Here is a 17,393-nt window from a genome sequence, read left to right on the forward strand (position 1 = left end):
ACTTCCGGGTGGGCCGTTCCGCCGGTGTGTCCTGGCACGATGCCGGGCGCGGGAGATGTTTTTCCGGATCGACCAATCCGCCGGTGTGGCGGCTACGGATCTCCGGCGAGGGGCCGTCAGGCTCCCGGCGGTCCGCCGTCGCCCGAGTGGCCCCAACCGGCGGCGGATCCGACCGGGTGAACGGCCGCGCGGTTCGGGATCGGAGGGCCCCGAACCGCGCGGTCCGGTCCAGGTCCGTCCGGTCCAGGTCCGCGTGGTCCGGTCCAGGTTCGCGCGTGGTGTTCGCGGTTCGCTGCTGGTACGTCGCGGCGCCCGGTACGGCACGGTGCTCGGTATGCCGCGATGTCCTTCACGCCGTACGCCCGGTGAGTCCACCCGCGCGGGTGGACTCACCGGGCGTACGACGGCGTTCAGCGTACGGCGGTGGCCTCCTCCTCGTCCGTGACCGCGGCGCCGCTGAACTGCGCCGAGTACAGGCGGTGGTAGGCGCCCCGGGCGGTGAGCAGCTCGTCGTGGGTACCGTGCTCGACGATGCGTCCCGCGTCCATCACCAGGATGAGGTCCGCGTCGCGGATGGTGGACAGCCGGTGGGCGATGACGAAACTGGTGCGGTCCGAGCGGAGGGCGGCCATGGCGTGCTGCACCAGGACCTCGGTGCGGGTGTCGACCGAGCTGGTCGCCTCGTCCAGGATGAGCAGGGACGGGTCGGCGAGGAAGGCGCGGGCGATGGTGAGCAGTTGCTTCTCCCCGGCGCTGACGTTGCTCCCCTCCTCGTCGATCACGGTGTCGTAGCCGTCGGGCAGGGTGCGGACGAACCGGTCGACGAACGTGGCCCGTGCGGCGGCCTGGATCTGCTCCTCGGTGGCCTGGGGGTTGCCGTAGGCGATGTTCTCGCGGATGGTGCCGCCGAACAGCCAGGTGTCCTGGAGCACCATGCCGATGTGCGAGCGCAGGTCGTCACGGCGCATCGCGGTGATGTCGACGCCGTCGAGGGTGATCCGTCCCGAGTCCAGCTCGTAGAAGCGCATGACGAGGTTGACCAGGGTGGTCTTGCCCGCGCCCGTCGGACCGACGATCGCGACCGTGTGCCCGGGTTCGGCCACCAGGGAGAGGTCCTCGATGAGAGGCTGCTCCGGGTCGTAGCTGAAGGACACGTGGTCGAACTCGACGCGGCCCTGCCTGACGGTGGGAGGCACCGGAGCCGCGGGGTCCGGTGCCTGCTCCTCGGCGTCGAGCAGCTCGAAGACCCGCTCGGCCGAGGCAACCCCCGACTGCAGCAGGTTCGCCATCGAGGCGGCCTGGGTCAGCGGCTGGGTGAACTGCCGCGAGTACTGGATGAACGCCTGCACGTCGCCCAGGGTCATCGACCCGGTGGCGACCCGCACGCCGCCGACGACGGCGATGGCGACGTAGTTGAGGTTCCCGATGAACATCATCATCGGCATGATGATCCCGGAGACGAACTGGGCGCCGAAACTGGCCTTGAACAGCTCCTCGTTCCGCTGCCTGAACACCTCCTCGACCTCGGGGCGGCGTCCGAACACCTTCACCAGCTCGTGGCCGGTGAACGCCTCCTCGATGTGCGCGTTCAGGCTGCCGGTGTGGGCCCACTGCGCGACGAAGTGCTTCTGCGAGCGCTTCGCGATCTGTGCGGTGACGATCATCGACAGCGGGATGGTGATCAGGGCGATCAGCGCGAGCAGCGGCGAGATCACGAACATCATCGCGAGCACGCCGATCACGGTCAGCAGCGAGGTCAGCAGCTGGCTCATCGTCTGCTGCAGGGTCTGGGACACGTTGTCGATGTCGTTGGTGACCCGGCTGAGCAGCTCGCCGCGCGGCTGGCCGTCGAAGAACCGCAGGGGAAGCCGGTTCAGCTTGTCCTCGACGTCCTCGCGCAGCCGGAACACGGTGCGCTGCACCACGTCGTTGAGCAGGTACCCCTGGAGCCAGGCGAAGGCCGACGCCGCGAGATAGATCCCCAGGACCCACAGCAGGACCGTGCCCAGCGCGCCGAAGTCGATGCCCCGGCCCGGTACGAAGTCCATCCCCGCGAGCAGGTTGGCGAAGTTGTCGTTGCCCGACGCGCGGGCGGCGGCGATCGCCTGCTCGGGGGTCGTCCCGGCGGGCAGCTGCTTGCCGATCACCCCGACGAAGATCAGGTCTGTCGCGTGACCGAGGATCTTCGGTCCGACGACGTTCAGCACCACGCTGGTCACGGCGAGGGCGATCACGGCCAGCAGTTTCGGGCGGTCGGGGTCCAGGCGCCGTATCAGCCGTCGCGCGGACGGCCCGAAGGTCATCGATTTCTCCGCGGGCATCCCGGCGTTTCCCCCGAAGGGGCCACGCCCGAAGCCTCCGCCTCCGACCGGAGGTCGCGGTCGGGTGGTCGTCGTGGGCCGGTCGCTCATGCTGCGGTCTCCGCGGCTAGTTGGGACTCGACGATCTCTAGGTACGTGGGGCAGGAGTCCAGCAGCTCGTCGTGGGTCCCCAGGCCGACGATCACGCCGTCGTCCAGCACGATGATCTGGTCGGCGTCGGCGATCGTGGAGACCCGCTGGCCGACGATGACGACGGCGGCCTCGGCGGTGTGCGGGCGCAGGGCCGCCCGTAGCCGCGCGTCGGTGGCCAGGTCGAGGGCAGAGAACGAGTCGTCGAACAGGTAGATCTCGGGCTTGCTGACCAGTGCCCTGGCGATGGCCAGCCGCTGCCGCTGCCCGCCGGACACGTTCGTGCCGCCCTGCGCGATGGGTGCCTCCAGACCTTCCGGCATCGCCTCGACGAAGTCGCGGGCCTGGGCGACCTCCAGCGCCTCCCACAGCTCGGCGTCGCTCGCGTCCGGGTTGCCGTACCGCAGGTTGCTCGCGACGGTCCCGCTGAACAGGTACGGCTTCTGCGGCACCAGGCCGATGCGCGTCCAGAGCGTCTGGGGGTCGAGGTCGCGGATGTCGACGCCGTCGACCGACACCGTGCCGGAGGTGGCGTCGAACAACCGGGGTATCAGTGAGATCAGCGTCGTCTTGCCGGAGCCTGTACTGCCGATGACGGCGGTGGTCTGTCCCGCGCTCGCGCGGAAGGAGATGCCGGACAGCACCGGCGCCGCCGCGCCCGGGTAGCGGAACTCGACGTCGCGCATCTCCAGCTCGGCGCGTTCGCTCACCTGCCGTACGGGGTCGCGGGGCGGTGTCACCGACGAGTCGGTGTCGAGCACCTCGACGATGCGCTCGGCGCAGACCGCGGCGCGCGGGATCATCATCGAGATGAAGGTGGCCATCATCATCGCCATGAGGATCTGCATCAGGTACATGAGGAAGGCGGTGAGGGCGCCGATCTGCATCTGACCGCTGTCCACCCGCGCGGCCCCGAACCACAGTACGGCGATGCTGGAGACGTTGAGGATCAGCATCACGGTGGGGAAGATGAGCGCGGTCAGCCGCCCGACGCGCAGTGACGTGTCGGTCAGCGCCTGGTTAGCCTCGGCGAACCTGCGGACCTCCTCGCGCTCGCGGACGAAGGCGCGCACCACGCGGATGCCGGTGAGCTGCTCGCGCAGCACCCGGTTGACCAGGTCGATGCGGTCCTGCATCGCGCGGAACTGGGGGACCATGCGGACGATGATCAGGCCGATCGAGACCAGCAACGCGGGGACGCAGACCAGCATGAGCCACGACAGGCCGAGGTCCTGACGCAGTGCCATCACGATGCCGCCGACGCCCATGATCGGAGCGGCGACCAGCATCGTGCAGGTCATCACGACGAGCATCTGGACCTGCTGCACGTCGTTGGTGCCGCGGGTGATCAGCGAGGGGGCCCCGAACTGGGAGACCTCCCTGGCGGAGAACCCGCCGACCTGGTGGAAGACGGCCGAGCGGACGTCCCGCCCGAACCCCATGGCCGCGAGGGAGCCGTAGTAGACCGCCGCGACGGAGCAGGCGATCTGCACGAGGGAGACGAGCAGCATCCAGCCGCCGGCGGACAGGATGTAGCCGGTGTCGCCGGTGGCGACGCCCCGGTCGATGATGTCGGCGTTCAGGCTGGGCAGGTACAGGGAGGCGATGGTGCCGACCAGTTGCAGCACCACCACGGCGGTCAGCACCCACGAGTAGGGGCGCAGGTACGTACGGAGCAGGCGGGTCAGCATGGGAACTCTTCACGTGGGGTGGCCGGGGGAGGGGCGTCGTGCCGGGGATCCGGCCGCCGGCCGGTCTCGCCCGTCGCCCCGGTAACCGGGATCATGGGGATCTCCTCCAGGGGAGTGGTGAGGATCAGCCTGCGATGTGAACCTTGGTTGAGGTCAAGGAGAACGTCGAGGCAGGAGGGTCGGGAGGTGGGGGTCGCCGGGGTTTATAAGGTTGTCGGGCTCGTCGGGCTCGTCGGGCTCGTCGGGCTCGTCGGGGTCTGCGAGGTTGCCGGGGGCGTCGGGGCCGGTTGGGTCAGGGAAGCGGTTCGGGGGCGGTGGGGCGCAGGCGTACTCCGTCGAGCAGCATGGAGACGATCTCCGAGGCGGTCATCGGGGCGTTCTCGACGAGCCGGGGATGGGTGCACGCGATGGTCAGCAGTTGCAGCCGGCGCGCGGCCTCGCGCGGCTCGAACCGTAACCGCTCGCGGGCGGGTTCGATCAGGTCGGCGAGTGCCTGCCGGATGAGGGCGCTCTCCTGGGAGAGGTTCTTGTGGGTGCGACCGGCCTCGATGGCTTTCAGCCCTATCGCGTCCATCAGGCGGTAGATGCGCGCGGTGCGCCGCTGCAGGATCTCGACCGCCGCGACGAGCCGGACGTCCAGGGGAGTCGTACGGTCGACGGCCTCCAGCTCGCCCAGCAGCGGGGAGGAGTCGAAGGCGCTGGCGATGGCCGCGTTCACGAGCTCGTCCTTGGTGGTGAAGACCCGGAAGATCGTCCCCTCGGCCACGCCCGCGGCCTGCGCGATCTGCCGGGTGCTCACGCCGGGGCCCTCCGCGAGCACGAGCGACAGGGTGGACGCGACGAGCGCCGCGCGCCGCTCGTCGGGGGGCAGGGGGGCGGCCCGCTGGGAGGAGGTCGAGGTCACGTCGGGCATCCTAGCCGAGGAGTGAGTGAGTAGCTCACTCATTTAATGCGCCCTGATTGTGCGGCTTTCGTGTGGTTTGGTGATGTGGATCCGGTGCGGGTCTTCATGCGGCTGTCATGCGGTCTGGTCATGTGGATCTGGTGCGGGCCGGTCGTGTGGTCTTCGTGTGGTCTGGTCGTGCGGCTCCGGTGTGCTCCTGTTGCGCGGCTCCGGTGTGTTTCTGTTGCGCGGCTCTGGCGTGGCGTGGTCGTGCGGCTTGCGGGGGTGCCGGTTCGGGGGATGCGGAAGGTGTGTCTGAGACCCCTGTGGAAGAAGTGATCTTTCCCGGAGAATTGGGCTGCCTTTTTCCGGCAAATGTAGGAAAAAGCAGCTAGAAAGCCCGTCTTTCACCCGATGCGCCGGGCGTCGTCTGCGATCTAACGTCGTGTGGCAGACACCCTGACATCACCGCGACAGCCGTCTGCCTGTCGGCCAGGAGAACACCCGATGCCCCGTGCCCTCGCCCACCGCCCCTGGGCGCCCGCCGTCACCGAGGATCGTGTCCGGTCCGTCCTGAAGGCCGTGACGGACCAGACCGCCTCCTCCGTCCAGAGCGAGATCGAACGGCTGGTGGCCGACAACCACCGCATCCACGACATCGAGTCGGTCAACCTCAACCCGGCCACGAACATCATGAACCCGAGGGCCGAGGCCCTGCTCTCGGCCAACCTCGGGTCGCGGCCGTCGCTGGGCTACCCGGGCGAGAAGTACGAGATGGGCCTGGAGGCGATCGAGCAGATCGAGATCGTCGCCGCCGAGCTGGCCGCGGAGGTCTTCGGCGCGGGCTACGCCGAGGTGCGCGTCGGCTCCGGGGCGCTTGCGAACCTCTACACGTTCATGGCCACCTGCGAACCCGGTGACACGATCATCGCTCCCCCGGCGACCATCGGCGGCCACGTCACCCACCACCAGCCGGGCGCGGCCGGCCTGTACGGGCTGAGGACCGTTCCCGCCCCCGTCACCTCCGACGGCTACACGGTGGACGTCGACGCCCTGCGCGAGCTCGCCGGGCGGGTACGGCCTAAGCTGATCACCATCGGTGGCAGCCTCAACCTGTTCCACCACCCCGTGGCGCGCATCCGCGAGATCGCCGACTCGGTCGGCGCCCGCGTGCTCTTCGACGCCGCCCACCTGTGCGGCATGATCGCAGGGAGGGCCTGGCCGCAGCCGCTCGACGAGGGTGCCCACCTGATCACCATGAGCACGTACAAGAGCCTGGGCGGTCCCGCGGGCGGGCTCATCGTGACCGATGACGCCGAGCTGGCCCAGCGGCTCGACGCGATCGCCTACCCGGGGCTGACCGCGAACTTCGACGCGGGCAAGACCGCGGCGCTCGCCATGACGATGCTCGACTGGAAGGCCGCGGGACCCGCTTACGCGCGGGCGATGGTCGCGACCGCGCGGCGGCTGGCGGACGAGCTGCTCGCCCTCGGAGTCCCGATCTTCGCCGCCGACCGCGGATGTACCCGCTCCCACCAGTTCGCCGTCCTGGCCCACCGCTACGGTGGCGGCCAGCGGGCCGCCCGGCGGCTGCGCGAGGCCAACCTTCTCGCCTGCGGCATCGGCCTGCCGACGGAGGCGGTCGAGGGGGACGCGAACGGCCTGCGCGTCGGTACGCCGGAGCTCGTCAGGCTCGGGATGACCGAGGCGGACATGCCCGACCTGGCTTCGTTCATCGCCCGGGGCCTGGACGAGAACGTCGACCCGGGCACCGTGGCGCCCGAGGTCACCGAGTGGCGGAGCCGCTTCTCCGGAGTGCGCTTCACGGTGGACAACCCCGCCTGACGGTGCGTGGCCGATCGGCGGTCAGCCCTGTCTGGGAGTGCGTGGCCGGTCGGTCCTGTTGGACAGTGCGTGGCCGGTCAGGGGGCGGCCGCGTCTGATAGTGCGTGGCCGGTCAGTGGTCGGGCTTTGTCTGGAGTGTGTGGCTGGTCGGCGGTCGGCTCTGTCCGGGAGTGCTCGGGCGGTCGGTGGGCGGTCCTGTCCGAGAGGGGGATGACCCGGCCGGTGGGTAGTCCCCGTCCGAGGGGGCTTGCCTGAGGCTGGGGCCTCTTTCCCCGCCCGTGCCACGGTTCGCGTGTTAACGGGGTGGAAGCCGGGGTAGGGCGGGCCGTGCGCCCGCCGCCGCGCGCACTCCCGTCAGCGGGAGGTCCTGCCGGTGGCCGGTTCGTGTCCGGGGCGTGGCCGTACCGGCCCGGCATGAGAGGAGAGAACGGTGGCCGACGAATCGGATCTGATCCTCGATCTGGTGTGGCAGGAGTTCCACGAGGTCGTGAACATGACGTCGGAGGAGCTGAGGGCCTTCCTGCTGGCCTCGGCCGCGGCGTCGGGGGACGGGGCCGACGCCGTGAGCCCCGAGGCGGCAATGCCGCCGCTCGGCCGCCAGGTGCTCCAGGTTCTCGGCAAGCGGAAGGCCGACCTGACCGCCGACGACGTCGAGACGATGCGGCAGGCCGTCGACCGCGTCGAGGACACGCTGGCCGAGGGGATCGTCGACGAGGACGACGACGACCGGCGGCGGGCGCTGCTGGAGGTCGGGCACAACCCGCTCCGGCCGTCGAGGCTGGGAGGCTGACCTCGGAGGCGGTCGGAGGCCAAGGGCCAGGACTTGACGGCCGGGATCCGAGGGCCAAGGTCCGGTGACCGGAAGTCGACAGCCGGGACTCGTAGGGCCAAGGTCCGACGGCCAAGGGCCAGGACTTGACGGCCGGGATCCGAGGGCCAAGATCCGGTGGCCGGAAGTCGACGGCCGGGACTCGTAGGACCAAGGTCCGACGGTCAAGGTCCGGCGGCCCGAAGTCGACGGGCAGGGGCCGATGGCCGGGGAGTCTGCCCTAGGCACCGCGTTCGGACCAGCGGGACAGCAGTTCGGCCTCCCTGGCGGGGGTGATGGTGGCGTCCGTCGAGAAGGACGACTCCGCCTCGCGGATCTCGCGGATCGACTGCCCCAGGGGGCGCGGGTCGAGCCCCGCGGCGCGGGCGGCGGTGGGGTCGGCGGTGTTGACCGACATCCACGGATCGCCCTCGGACCACAGGGGCAGCGACCGGCCGGTCTCGCCCTCGGCGAGCAGGAAGTCCTGTCCGACCCAGGTCAGGGTGGTTCCCGGCGGCCCGACCTCGGCGGCGATCGCCTCCAGCATGTCGCCGAAGGAGAACGGCGGGGGAGGGCTGACCGCGTGGAAGGTGCCCGGGTGCGTTCCCTCGACCATGGAGACGATCCAGGCGGCCATGTCGCGGCCGTCGATGACCTGGATGGGGTCGCCGGGGTCGCCGGGCGCGAGGACCTCGCCGCCCCGCGCGATCCGGTTGACCCAGTAGGTGAAGCGGCCGGTGTGGTCGTGCGGGCCGATGACGTACGTGGGCCGCACGACCAGCGTCGGGAACCCGAACGCCTCCGCCGCGGCTCGCTCGCACAGCACCTTCAGCGCCCCGTACGTCTCGCCCGTCACCGTCTCGGGGACCGGCCCGTCGATCTCCGCCAGCGGTGAGTCCTCGGTGAAGCCCCGGGCCTCGGGCGTCCGGTAGACCGCGGTGCTGGAGATGAAGGCGTACTGACCGGTGGAGAGGGCACCGGAGAGAGAGGTCACCTGTGAGGGGAGGTAGGCGCTGACGTCGATCGTCGCGTCCCACTGCCGGTCGTGCAGGACGGACAGGTCGCCGTCGCGGTCGGCTGTCAGGTGTTCGGCCTCGGGGAACAGCCCGGGGCCCGTCCGGCCGCGATGCAGCAGGGACACCTCGTGCCCGGCCGCGATCGCGGCCCCGGTGATGTGCCGGCCGACGAACCGGGTACCGCCGATGATCAGGATTCGCATACCCACCATTGTTCCGAGCCGGGTGACGGAGGTCACATCGCGGTCCCACACTTCCACGGGCCGAACGGGCCGAACGGGCCGGACGAGCCGGACAGGCCGAAGGAGCTGGACGGGCCGAACGAGCCGGACAGGCCGGTCGCGGGCGGCGGGATCGGCGTCTTCGCCGGTCCGGGGTGACATTCATCGACGTGAGAGAGGGCATGGTTACCGGCGCGGGCCTCGGGTGACCTTCCCCAAGGGCAGACGGTTCCCGTACCGCTCGCCATACTGCCTGATATCCATACTCGCCCTGATCGGATCTGATCCCTCCCCGATCCTGATCGAAATGGAGACGCCGTGAGTGCGACGACCGCCGAGGTGGAGCCGTTCGCTCATCCGGCACTGTTCTACCGGGGTATCCAGCAGTATCTGGACGGCACCGTGTCCTTCGTCCGTGATGGCGTCGAGGCCGGAGAGCCGGTCACGGTCGCCGTACCGGGGCAGAACCTGAAGCTGATCCGGGCGGAGCTGGGCGCGCTGGCGGCCGAGGTGCGTTTCCTCGACATGGAGGAGGTCGGCCGCAACCCCGGGCGCATCATCCCCGCCGTCATGTGGACCTTCGCCGACCTTCACCCGGGGCGCAGGATCCGCGTCGTCGGCGAGCCGGTCTGGCCGGACCGGTCGTCGGCGGAGCACGACGCGTGCCTGCAGCACGAGGCGCTGATCAACCTCGCCTTCTCGGGGCGGGACGCCACCATCCTGTGCCCGTACGACGCCGACGGGCTGGGCGCCGGGATCATCGGGCTCGCCGAGGCGGCCCATCCCGTCCTCGTGGACGGCTCGGGGTCGCGTGTCAGCGCCGGTTACGCGCCGGAACGCGTCATCAGCGAGTGCGGCGGGCCGTTGCCCGAGCCGCTGGACGCCGAGGTCCTCCCCTTCGGCGGTGACGACCTGTGGCGGGTGCGCGCCTTCGCCGTCCGGTACGCCGGGCGGACGGGCCTGTCGGGGGAACGCCTGGAGGACCTGCGGCTGATCGCCAGCGAGCTGGCCGCCAACAGTCTCGAACACGGAGGCGGCTCCGGAGTCGTACGGATCTGGACGGAGGGCCGCCGGGTCGTCTTCGACGTCAGCGACTCCGGCCACATCGCCGATCCCCTCGCGGGACGCCGCCCGGCCGACTCCCGGCAGCGGGGCTCGCGGGGACTGCTCGTGACCAACCTCCTCGGCGACCTGGTCCGCGTCCACACCGGGGGGGAAGGGACCACCGTCCGCGTGTACTTCGACGTCCTCTGATGCGCCGGCCATGAACGTTGGCCGGGCTTCCAGGGCCGACCCCGGTCCGGATGCATCTCTGAAGCGACGCGCCGTCGAACCCGGTGAACGTGGGTGGACACCGCACCAGACGGCGAACGGTCAGTGGCCGCCGAACCAGCCGGGGACGTCGAGGCGGAAGACGTCCTCCGGGGTCACGGCGCGCAGGTCGGACTCCAGGGCGCGCAGGCGGTCCTCGCCGAGGGTCCTCGCCCAGCCCGCGCGCAGGTCCTCGAAGATACGCGCCGATCGGACGAGGCTGTCGACGCCCCGCTCGGTGAGCCGCACGATCTTGCGGCGGGCGTCGGCGGGGTCGGAGCCGCGCTCGACGTAGCCCAGGTGCTCCAGGGTGTCGACCGTCTTGCCCGCCGCCTGTTTGGAGACGCCCAGCCGTCGGCCGAGTTCCACGGCTGTGGTGCCCTCGGGGCCGATCGCCTGTAGGACGAAGCCGTGCATCGGCCGCATGTCCGGGTGCCCCTGGCGGGCGAGCTCCGCGTGGAGCTCGTCGATGAGCACCCGGAAGCCGAGGAAGAGCCGGAGCGGGAGCTCGAAGCCCGGAGGATCGGACGCCACGATCGCCTCCCGGTTCGACGCTTCGACAATGGTGTTGTCGAGCTTAGGGACTGCCGCCGTACCTTGTCATCCGCGGCGCGGCGGCACATCCCTCGCCGAGAGGCGTGGCGGTCGCCGTCCCTTGTCGTCCGTGGCGGGGGAAGGCGCGTGCGTTACAGAGGATCGGGCGGTCACCGCGTTCGTCGTCCGTGGCGCGGCGGTGGCGTTCCCCCCGTACGCGTCCGTCGGGGTGTGGCGCCGCTCCTCTTGTGCGCGTCCGTCGGGGTGGCCGGGTGGCGTTCCTACTGTGCGCGTCCGTCGGGGTGGCCGGGTGGCGTTCCTACTGTGCGCGTCCGTCGGGGTGGCCGGGTGGCGTTCCTACTGTGCGCGTCCGTCGGGGTGGCGCTGGTCCTGGAGCCACGTGTCGGTCTGGCGGGTCGCGTTGGGCGCGGCGGCGGTGCCGGGCGAGCGGCGGGTGGCGCGGGTCTCGGTCACGGTGAAGTCCGCCACCACGTGCCGGTTGTGCAGCAGGAAGCCGACGACGCCCGCGATCGCCTGCACGCTGTCGCCGGCGCGGGCGTGACCGGTCAGAAGGTAGACCAGCGGCGTGGACGGCTGGTCGAGGGCGAAATGGCGGCCGTGGTGGTGCGCGTCCTGGAGCGTCCTGATCGGGATCGGCCGCGAGGTGGTGAACCACGCGGCGACCTCCCAGAAGGGACCAGACGCGTCGGCGTCACTGGACTCCTCGTAGCAGGCCGTGCAACCCCGGCGAGCGTCCTGCCCGTGGGGGCACGCCCAGGCGGCGAGGTCGTGCGGCATGCTGCGCTCGGACATGAGCTGACCGTACCTTCCCGTACCGGGAGACCGGAGCTTCCTCGCGTTCCCGCGTGCCGGGGCGTCATTGCCGGGAGGCCAGAGCTTCCCTGTTCCCATGCGCCGGGGCGTCATGTCCTCATCGGTGTTTTCACCGGATCGTGGTGGGGGCCGTCACCCCTTTTCCGCTGCCGGAAGTGGCCAGTGGACCTTGGTGGAGTCGTTGATTTCCTTGGGATACCTTCTCTCCTGTTCTGCGCACACTGGGGTGCGCGTCCGATGGTTTCTGTGGATTCATCGTGAGCGCGTCGCGCCCCCTCACCCCGGCGCCGCGCCGTCCCGGCGTACCCGCGGAGACATCGTCACAGGGGGATGAGGCCATGTCCGTCGCCGATCTGTCCGATGCCAGGCGGGACCTGCTCAGGCGCAGGTTGCGGGGCGAGGCCGCCGGCACCGAACGCCCCGAGATCCCACGCAGGCCCGAGGGCACGCCTCCGCCGCTCTCCCCGGTCCAGGAACCCCTGTGGTTCATGGAGCACTTCACCCCGGGCACCTCCACCTACACCCTCCCGGTCGCGGTGCGGCTGCGCGGCCCGCTCGACATCGACCGGCTGCGCGACCTGCTGGCCACGTTGCCGGACCGGCACGAGAGCCTGCGCCACCGCTTCCCCGCGACGGAGGACGGGCGGCCCGCGGTCCACGTCGTCCCGGCCGCGCCGGTGCCGCTGCGCCTGGCCGAGGCCACCACGGACGCGGAGGCCGCCGAGCTGATCGGCGCGGAGAGCGCCAAGCCGCTGGACCTGGCCGAGGGGCCGCTGCTGCGCGCCACCCTGATCAGGATCGCGGACGACGAGCACGTCCTGGCGCTGTTCGTCCACCACATCGCCGCCGACGGCAGGTCGACGCAGCTGCTCTTCGCCGACCTCCTCGCGCTGTACCGGGGAGACGCCCCCGCCGCGCCCGCCGTCCGGTACGGGGACTTCGCGCTCTGGCAGCGTGAGCGGTCGTTCGAGCGCGAGCTGGCCTTCTGGCGCGGGGAACTGGCCGGGCTGCCCCGCGCCGAGCTGCCCTCGGACCGGCCCCGCCCGCCCCGGCTGACCGTCGACGGCGCCTCCCACGTCCACCGGCTCGACCCCGAGCTGGTCACCGCTCTGACCGGGCTGGGCGCCGAGCGCGGCGCGACCCGCTTCATGACCCTGCTCGCCGCCTTCCAGGTGTTGCTCGCCCGCTACTGCGGCCGGGGCGACCTCGCCGTCGGCACGCCGGTCGCCGGGCGGACCAGGGACGGGCTGGACGACGTGGTCGGCATGTTCGTCAACACCCTCGTGCTCCGCGCCCGTCTCGACGGCGACCCCGGCTTCGCCGACCTCGTCACCCGTACCCGTGACGTGGTGGTCGACGCCCTCGACCACCAGGAGCTGCCCTTCACGCGGCTGGTCGAGGCGCTCGACGTGCCCCGGGACCCGAGCAGGCAGCCGCTGGCCGACGCGCTCTTCTCCATGCACGACTTCGCCGTCGCCGGGGGCGCCGCCGGTGACCTGGCGGCCGAGGACTTCGCGATGGCGCCGGGCTCGGCGCGCTACGACATCGAGCTCTACCTGGTCCCCACCGCCGACGGCGGCATGACCGCCACCTTCACCTACCGGACCGCGCTGTTCGACGCGGCGACCGTCGAACGAATGGCCGGGCACTTGGAGAACCTCCTCCGGGACGCCGTCGCCCGGCCGGGCGTCCCGGTGAGCGAGCTGGAGCCACTGGGGGAGGCCGAGCGCCGCCTTCTCACCGAGGAGTGGAACGCCACCGCGGCCGACTTCCCCTCCGGGGCGACGCTGCACGGCCTCGTCGAGGCCCAGGTGGCGCGGAGCCCCGACGCCCCCGCGGTCACCTTCAGGGGCGAGTCGCTGACCTACCGGGAGCTCGACGAGCGGGCCGCCGGGGTGGCCCGCGTGCTGCGCGGCTCCGGGGCGGGGCCGGGATCGCTGGTCGCGGTCTGCGCGGAGCGGTCGGCGGAGCTGGTGGCCGGGCTGCTGGGCGTGCTCAAGACGGGGGCGGCCTACGTACCGCTCGACCCCGACTATCCCGCCGACCGGCTCGCCTTCATGCTCTCCGACGCGGGCGCCGCCATGGTGCTGACCCAGCGGCACCTGGCGGACCGGCTGGCCGGGCACGACGCCACCGTCCTCGTACTGGACGACCCCATCGTCTGGGCCGCGGACGGACCGGGAGGTGTGGACGGACCGGGAGGTGTGGACGGGCCGGGTGGCGCGCACGAGCCGGGTGCGGCGGCGTACATGATCTACACCTCCGGCTCGACGGGCAGGCCGAAGGGCGTGCCGAACAGTCACCGCGGCATCGTCAACCGCCTCGACTGGATGCAGAAGCGCTACGGCCTGACCTCGGACGACGTCGTCCTGCAGAAGACGCCCGCCGGGTTCGACGTATCGGTCTGGGAGTTCTTCTGGCCGCTCACGACCGGCGCCAGGATGGTGCTGGCCGAGCCGGGCGGGCACCGCGACCCGGCCTACCTGCGCGACCTGGTCGCCTCGGAGGGCGTCACCACGACGCACTTCGTCCCCTCGATGCTGGGGATCTTCCTGTCGGAGGACGGCGTACGGGACCTGACCTCACTGCGGCGCGTCATCTGCAGCGGTGAGGAACTCCCGGTCGACCTGGCCCTGCGCTGCCTTGAGACCCTGCCGGGCGCCGAGCTGCACAACCTCTACGGCCCCACCGAGGCCGCCGTCGACGTCTCCTCCTGGCACTGCACCGCCGAGGCGCTCGCGGGCAGGACGAGCGTGCCGATCGGCGCGCCGATCCAGAACATCACGCTCCACGTGCTCGACCCGCGTCGCCGCCCGGTCCCGGTGGGCGTACCCGGTGAGCTGCACATCGGCGGGGTCGGCGTCGCCCTCGGCTACCACCGGCGGCCCGAGCTCACCGCCGAGCGGTTCTTCCCCCTCGGCGACGACCGCGTCTACCGGACCGGCGACGCCGCCCGGTGGCTGCCCGACGGCACGATCGAGTTCCTCGGCCGCCTCGACGACCAGGTCAAGCTGCACGGCCTGCGGATCGAGCTGGGAGAGATCGAGGCGGCGCTGCGGGAGCGCGCGGGGGTGCGCGACGCCGCGGTGATCGTCAGGGAGGACGTGCCGGGGGACCGGCGGCTCGTCGCCTACCTCGTCGCGGACGAGCCACCGGAGATCGCCCGGGTGCGGGTCGCCCTCGGCGCGACCCTGCCCGACTACATGGTCCCCTCGATGTTCGTCACCCTGGACGCGCTGCCGCTCACGCCGAACGGCAAGCTGGACCGCAAGACCCTGCCGGTCCCGGAGAGCCCCGGCGCCGCCGAGTACGTCGAGCCGGAGAACGACGCCGAGCGGGCGATCGCCGCCGTCTGGGAGCAGGTGCTCTCGGTGGAGCGCGTCGGCGCGGGCGACGACTTCTTCGACCTGGGCGGCAACTCGTTGCTCGCCATCCAGGTCGTGGCCAAGCTGCGCAGGGCCCTGCCCGAGGGCAGCCTCCAGGTCGGCCTGGTGGACCTGTTCTCCTTCCGGACCGTACGGGAGCTGGCCGGGTTCGTCGGCGGCCCCGGCGGCGGAGGGGCCCGTCCGCTGCTCCAGCGGCTCACCCCCCGCCGTACGGTGACGCGCAGCTACGTCTGTGTCCCGTACGGCTCGGGCAGCGCGATCGTCTACCAGCCGCTCGCCGACGCGCTTCCCGAGGACCAGGCGCTCTACGCCGTCGCGATCCCGGGCAACGACGTCGGGCTGGACGAGGAGCCCGAGGAGTTCGACGAGGTCGCCAGGCGCTGCACCGAGGAGATTCTGCGGACCGTCGAGGGCCCTGTCGTGATCTACGGTCACTGCGGGGTCGGCGCGGGTCTCGCCACCGAGCTGGCCAGGCGGGTGGAGGCGGCTGGACGCGAGGTCGAGGCCGTCTACATCGGGGCCATCTTCCCCTTCGCCCGTCCCCGCGGCCTGATGCGTACCCTGTCGCGCATCGGGGAGTTCGAGAGCCTGCGCCGCAGCCAGGGCGACATCAACTGGCTCAAGGCCCGGGGTGTCGACCTGGAGGAGCTCGACCCGGGGGTGGCCGACCGGATCGTCCGGACGATGCGCCACGACGGCAAGGCGGCCGAGAAGTACTTCACCGACCTGTTCGACACCCCCGACCGCGTCCGGCTGCGCGCCCCGGTCGTCTCGGTGATCGGTGAGCGCGACCCGGCGACCGACTTCTACGAGGAGCGGTTCAGGGAGTGGCACTTCATCGCCGACACCGCGGCCCTGGTCGTCCTCGACGAGGGCGGGCACTTCTTCCTCCGTTACCGCGCCGAGGAGCTGGCCGGGATCCTCCAGGTCCACGACCGGCTGGACGCGCCACCGGAACGCGGGCCCGACGACACCTGGTGGGTCCACGGGGTCGCCAGGACGTCGGACCCGAAGGCGGAGAAGGACACCGTGCAGCCCAGCATGGGGCGTTTCCTCACCTTCTCCGCGGGCCAGCAGATATCCATGATCGGCTCCGCGCTCGTCGGGTGGGCGCTGCCGCTCACGGTGCTGATCGACTCCGGATCGGTGACACAGTTCTCCATCCTGGCCGTGCTCAACCTCGCCGGGCTGCTGATCTCGCCGCTGGCCGGTGCGATCGTGGACCGGGGCGACCGGCGGCGGGTGATCCTGCTGGCCGACTGCGCCTCGGCCGCCATCCAGGCGGTGCTCGCCGGGATCATCCTGTTCGGTGATCTCCAGCTCTGGCACATCTACCTGCTGGTCATCTCGCTGTCGGTCGCGAGCAGCTTCCAGCGGCTGGCCTACAACTCCGCGGTCCCGCAGCTCGTCCCCAAGCACTACCTCGGCCACGCGATCGGCGTCACCCAGATGGCGGGCGGGGTGGCGCAGCTGGTCGTGCCGCTGATCGCCGCCGGTCTGCTGGCCTGGATCGGGCTGGGCGGCATCGTCGCCATCGACGTCGCCAGCTACGTCTTCGCGATCGCCGTCGTGCTTTTCGTCCGCTTCCCCGGCACGCTGCCGTGGCGGCCGAGGGAGCCGCTGACCACCGAGATCGCCAAGGGGTTCACCTACACCTGGAACGAGCGGGGCCTGCGCTCGATGCTCGGCTTCTTCGCGGTGCTCAACATCTTCCTGTCGCCGCTCCTGCTGCTGGTGTCCCCGCTGGTACTTTCCTTCGCGACGCTCGCCGACGTCAGCCGCGTCTCGGTGGTGAGCGGCCTCGGCGTACTGCTCGGCGGGCTCACCATGGCACTGTGGGGCGGCCCTCCCAAGCGGCGCTTCCGAGGGGTACTGGTCGCCACGCTCGCCATGGCCGTGGGAAGCGTGGTCGTCGGCATCAGCCCGTCGCTGGTGACGATCGGGATCGGCGCGTTCGCGCTGACCTTCTTCCTGACGGTCATGAACTCGATCTACACCACGATCGTCCAGATCAAGGTGCCGCACCGCTACCACGGCAGGGTCTTCGCGCTGAACACCCTGGTCGCCTGGTCGACCCTGCCGATCGGCATGGGACTGGTGGCCCCGCTGGGCGCCGCCCTGCTCGACCCGCTGCTCGTCCCCGGCGGCCCGCTCGTCTCGACGGTCGGCACGGTCATCGGGGTGGGACCCGGCCGGGGCATTGGACTGCTCTACCTGGTCTGCGCCCTCGGGATGGTGCTGGTCGTCGCCGGGTCGCTGCGGGTCAGGCGGCTGGTACGGCTCGACACCGAGATGCCCGACGCCCTCCCCGACGACCAGGTGGGCCTGGAGGCGATCGAGGCCCGCCGCGACAGCGCGCTCAGGGCGACGGCAGGGCGCTGACAGCGATCTGGCAGCGCCCCCCGGCATGCTCG

General features: G+C 71.2%; 10 protein-coding genes. 4 read left to right on the forward strand and 6 right to left on the reverse strand.

Annotated features, from left to right (window positions below; translation table 11 throughout):
- Window positions 1–410: 410 nt before the first annotated feature.
- The 3 genes from ABD817_RS32020 to ABD817_RS32030 form a co-directional block, all read right to left on the reverse strand.
- Window positions 411–2,303 (reverse strand): ABC transporter ATP-binding protein, encoded by a 1,893-nt coding sequence (locus tag ABD817_RS32020; protein ID WP_344922007.1) that lies wholly within the window; start codon window positions 2,301–2,303, stop codon window positions 411–413.
- A 104-nt stretch (window positions 2,304–2,407) separates the two neighbouring features.
- Complete coding sequence (locus ABD817_RS32025) at window positions 2,408–4,141, reverse strand: ABC transporter ATP-binding protein (RefSeq protein WP_344922008.1); 1,734 nt, start codon at window positions 4,139–4,141, stop codon at window positions 2,408–2,410.
- A gap of 292 nt (window positions 4,142–4,433) precedes the next feature.
- Window positions 4,434–5,045 (reverse strand): TetR/AcrR family transcriptional regulator, encoded by a 612-nt coding sequence (locus ABD817_RS32030; protein WP_344922009.1) that lies wholly within the window; start codon window positions 5,043–5,045, stop codon window positions 4,434–4,436.
- A 486-nt stretch (window positions 5,046–5,531) separates the two neighbouring features.
- Between ABD817_RS32030 and ABD817_RS32035 the strand changes: the two genes are divergently transcribed.
- Window positions 5,532–6,869 (forward strand): serine hydroxymethyltransferase, encoded by a 1,338-nt coding sequence (locus tag ABD817_RS32035; RefSeq protein ID WP_344922010.1) that lies wholly within the window; start codon window positions 5,532–5,534, stop codon window positions 6,867–6,869.
- 430 nt (window positions 6,870–7,299) lie between these two features.
- Window positions 7,300–7,659, forward strand: a complete 360-nt coding sequence (locus ABD817_RS32040) for a DUF3140 domain-containing protein (protein WP_344922011.1) — start codon at window positions 7,300–7,302, stop codon at window positions 7,657–7,659.
- A 259-nt stretch (window positions 7,660–7,918) separates the two neighbouring features.
- On the opposite strand, the gene ABD817_RS32045 is transcribed toward ABD817_RS32040, so the two are convergent.
- Window positions 7,919–8,896, reverse strand: coding sequence for an NAD-dependent epimerase/dehydratase family protein (locus ABD817_RS32045; RefSeq protein WP_344922012.1), 978 nt, complete (start codon window positions 8,894–8,896; stop codon window positions 7,919–7,921).
- A 336-nt stretch (window positions 8,897–9,232) separates the two neighbouring features.
- On the opposite strand from ABD817_RS32045, the gene ABD817_RS32050 reads away from it, so the two are divergent.
- A complete protein-coding gene (locus tag ABD817_RS32050) occupies window positions 9,233–10,168 on the forward strand; it encodes an anti-sigma factor RsbA family regulatory protein (RefSeq protein WP_344922013.1) in 936 nt (311 codons plus the stop codon).
- A gap of 120 nt (window positions 10,169–10,288) precedes the next feature.
- Here the strand turns inward: ABD817_RS32050 and ABD817_RS32055 are convergent, their stop codons facing one another.
- Complete coding sequence (locus ABD817_RS32055; RefSeq protein WP_344922015.1) at window positions 10,289–10,759, reverse strand: MarR family winged helix-turn-helix transcriptional regulator; 471 nt, start codon at window positions 10,757–10,759, stop codon at window positions 10,289–10,291.
- A gap of 357 nt (window positions 10,760–11,116) precedes the next feature.
- On the reverse strand, window positions 11,117–11,572 hold the full coding sequence (locus tag ABD817_RS32060) for a hypothetical protein (RefSeq protein ID WP_344922016.1): 456 nt from the start codon (window positions 11,570–11,572) through the stop codon (window positions 11,117–11,119).
- A 359-nt stretch (window positions 11,573–11,931) separates the two neighbouring features.
- Here ABD817_RS32060 and ABD817_RS32065 point away from each other — a divergent pair, with 359 nt between their 5' ends.
- Complete coding sequence (locus tag ABD817_RS32065; RefSeq protein ID WP_344922017.1) at window positions 11,932–17,361, forward strand: non-ribosomal peptide synthetase/MFS transporter; 5,430 nt, start codon at window positions 11,932–11,934, stop codon at window positions 17,359–17,361.
- Window positions 17,362–17,393: the final 32 nt, after the last annotated feature.

Origin of the sequence: Streptosporangium oxazolinicum (genome assembly GCF_039537505.1) — a bacterium.
GTDB classification, from domain to species: Bacteria; Actinomycetota; Actinomycetes; order Streptosporangiales; family Streptosporangiaceae; genus Streptosporangium; species Streptosporangium oxazolinicum.

What these genes read in the sequence shown, in the direction of transcription:
- ABD817_RS32020 (WP_344922007.1), bottom strand. Translation starts at nt 2,303, where the DNA reads ATGACCTTCGGGCCGTCCGCGCGACGGCTGATACGGCGCCTGGACCCC.
- ABD817_RS32025 (WP_344922008.1), bottom strand. Translation starts at nt 4,141, where the DNA reads ATGCTGACCCGCCTGCTCCGTACGTACCTGCGCCCCTACTCGTGGGTG.
- ABD817_RS32035 (WP_344922010.1), top strand. Translation starts at nt 5,532, where the DNA reads ATGCCCCGTGCCCTCGCCCACCGCCCCTGGGCGCCCGCCGTCACCGAG.
- ABD817_RS32045 (WP_344922012.1), bottom strand. Translation starts at nt 8,896, where the DNA reads ATGCGAATCCTGATCATCGGCGGTACCCGGTTCGTCGGCCGGCACATC.
- ABD817_RS32060 (WP_344922016.1), bottom strand. Translation starts at nt 11,572, where the DNA reads ATGTCCGAGCGCAGCATGCCGCACGACCTCGCCGCCTGGGCGTGCCCC.
- ABD817_RS32065 (WP_344922017.1), top strand. Translation starts at nt 11,932, where the DNA reads ATGTCCGTCGCCGATCTGTCCGATGCCAGGCGGGACCTGCTCAGGCGC.